Source organism: Arthrobacter sp. Hiyo1 (assembly GCF_001263615.2).
Lineage (GTDB): Bacteria > Actinomycetota > Actinomycetes > Actinomycetales > Micrococcaceae > Arthrobacter.
The window spans coordinates 366,310-368,175 of sequence record NZ_DF952473.1 but is presented as its reverse complement, the minus strand read 5'-3'; the positions used below and the strand labels follow the sequence as shown (position 1 = coordinate 368,175).

The window sequence follows — 1,866 nt, the reverse complement described above, 5'->3', positions numbered from 1 at the left end:
CGGCGGCCGTGAGCCCTTTGGCCAGAAAGCTGTCCTTGGCGGTGTAGGGAATGCCGTCGAGGGGCCCGAGGGCGGTGCCGCTTGCCCGGCGCACGTCGGAGGCCCGGGCATCGGCGAGTGCGTCGGGGTTCATCACCACCAGTGCGTTCAGCGTGATGCCGTTGCGGTCGTAGGCGTCAATGCGGTCAAGGTACGCCTGGGTGAGTTCCCGGCTGGTCACCGTGCCGGCTTCCAGGGCGGTGCGCAGCTGCGCGATGGAGGCCTCGACGACGTCGAAGCGGCTCATCGTGCCACCGGCCCGTTGAGTGTGGGCTGCTGCTGCGTGATGCAGTGGATTCCCCCGCCCCGGGCGAGGATTGGCCGGCGTCCACGGTCACGACCCGGCGGCCCGGGTAGGCCTCTGCCAGGATTTCCGCGGCCAGGGCGTCAGCGCGCTCTTCGCCATAGCCGCATGCGATCACGCCGCCGTTGACTACGAGGTGGTTGACATAGCTCCAATCGACGAAGCCTTCGTCGTCGCGGAGGGTCTCAGGCGCGGGAAGCAGCGTGATCTCGAACGGCTTGCCAGCCGCGTCTTGCTGGGTTTCGAAGAACCGCTGCAGGGTGCGGCTGACCTCGAAGTCGGGGTGGCCCGGGTTGGTCTGCGAGTGCAGCAGGACCCGGCCGGGAGAGGGAAGGGTGGCCACCATGTCGATGTGGCCGCGTGTGCCGAGGTCCTCGTAGTCACGGGTGAGACCGCGTGGTACCCACACGGTCTGGGTGGTGCCCAGGGTGCGCGACAGTTCCGCTTCGACCCGTGCCTTGTCCGCGAAAGGGTTTCGGTGTGGATCGAGCTGAACGGTTTCGGTAACGAGGACGGTGCCTTCGCCATCGACGTGGATGGCCCCGCCTTCGTTGACCAGCAAGGAAGTGACCAGTTCAGCGCCGGATTCTTCGGCGACAAAACGGGCCATGCCAGCGCTCTTCTGCCATTCGGACCAGGCCGGGGCGCCCCAGCCGTTGAAGATCCAGTCAACTGCGCCGAGCACTCCGGGCCGTTCGTCGTCGACGACGAAGGTGGGTCCGACGTCGCGCATCCAGAATTCGTCGAGGGGAGCCTCAAGCTGTTCGATTCCGGCGCCGAGCATCCGGCTGGCCCTGTCCCGTTCGCTGGGGTCGACCACCATGGTGACGGGTTCGAACTTGGACACCGCATGCGCGACGGCGGTCCAGGCCGCGTACGCTTCTTCCGCCGAAGCGGCGTCGTCGCCCAAGGTCAGGCCAGTGCGGGGGAACGCCATCCAGGTGCGCTCATGGGGTGCGGTTTCGGCTGGCATTCTCCAGGCCATGGAAGTCTCCTCCGTGTTGTGAGGTGAAATGTGGTGTGAGGTGTCATTTCTTATTGATCGCATGATCAACAACAGGAAAACTACTTTAGACTGTTGTGTGATGTCAAGCACCATACAGAAACGCGCTGCGCGGAAGACGCCGGCCGAACGCGCGGCCGAAATAGCCGAGGCCGCCAAGGAAATAGCGCTTGAGCAGGGGCTTTCCGCCATTACGCTGCGGAACGTTGCAGCGCGGGTAGGGGTGGCCTCGGGCCTCGTCGCGCATTATCAGCAACGCGGAGGCCTTGGTGGCGGGGATCTTCTCGACCATCGTGGCGGCGGAGACCGAGGAGGTTGCCGGCCTTCTGGAGGCGCAGCCGACTCCCTTGGAACAGCTCGGCATGCTCCTTGAAACGCTCATGGACAGCAGCCGCCTGGACGTCACAGCCATCTGGGTGGAGGCGTGGACCCTGGGGCGCCGGAACGAGGCGCTCGCAGCCTGCGTCCGTGAGCAGATGGATGCATGGCAGGCCGTGGTGCAGCGCGTGGTCGAGGCGGG

At 65.9% G+C, this 1,866-nt stretch carries 1 protein-coding gene and 2 pseudogenes; 1 reads left to right on the top strand and 2 read right to left on the bottom strand.

Going from position 1 to position 1,866, the window contains the following annotated elements:
* A partial coding sequence (locus AHiyo1_RS17155; protein ID WP_253257414.1) for an amidase family protein occupies positions 1-286 on the bottom strand: 286 nt, incomplete at its 3' end.
* Positions 283-1,328 (bottom strand): annotated as a pseudogene (locus AHiyo1_RS17150) (agmatine deiminase family protein). The gene AHiyo1_RS17155 and the pseudogene AHiyo1_RS17150, both read right to left, overlap by 4 nt.
* A gap of 287 nt (positions 1,329-1,615) precedes the next feature.
* Here AHiyo1_RS17150 and AHiyo1_RS27095 point away from each other — a divergent pair.
* Positions 1,616-1,866, top strand: a pseudogene (locus tag AHiyo1_RS27095) (TetR family transcriptional regulator); the annotation flags it as partial.